At 69.2% G+C, this 571-nt stretch carries 1 protein-coding gene; it reads left to right on the top strand.

Annotated elements, in window-relative coordinates; translation table 11 throughout:
- Positions 1-571 (top strand): carbamoyl phosphate synthase preATP-grasp domain-containing protein (locus ADL29_RS08225; protein ID WP_157878427.1); only part of this gene is annotated, 571 nt, incomplete at both ends.

Here is a 571-nt window from a genome sequence, read left to right as displayed (position 1 = left end):
CAACTGCAACCCGGAGACCGTCTCCACCGACTACGACACCTCCGACCGCCTCTACTTCGAGCCGCTCACGCTCGAGGACGTGCTGGAGATCGTGCACGCGGAGTCCCTCGCGGGTCCGATCGCCGGTGTGATCGTCCAGCTCGGCGGCCAGACCCCGCTCGGACTGGCCCAGGCGCTCAAGGACAACGGCGTGCCGGTCGTGGGCACCTCGCCCGAGGCCATTCACGCAGCCGAGGACCGCGGCGCCTTCGGGCGGGTCCTGGCGGAGGCCGGTCTTCCGGCGCCCAAGCACGGCACCGCCACCACGTTCGCGGAAGCGAAGGCGATCGCGGACGAGATCGGCTACCCGGTGCTGGTGCGGCCGTCGTACGTCCTGGGCGGGCGCGGCATGGAGATCGTCTACGACGAGACCCGGCTGTCGTCCTACATCGAAGAGTCGACCGAGATCAGCCCCAGCCGTCCGGTGCTGGTGGACCGGTTCCTGGACGACGCCATCGAGATCGACGTCGATGCACTCTACGACGGCCAGGAGCTCTACCTCGGCGGCGTCATGGAGCACATCGAGGAGGCC

This window comes from Streptomyces chattanoogensis, from assembly GCF_001294335.1.
In the GTDB taxonomy this organism is placed as follows: Bacteria; Actinomycetota; Actinomycetes; order Streptomycetales; family Streptomycetaceae; genus Streptomyces; species Streptomyces chattanoogensis.
Note: the sequence above shows the minus strand (reverse complement) of the source record. Positions and strands in the feature narration are given on the sequence as shown.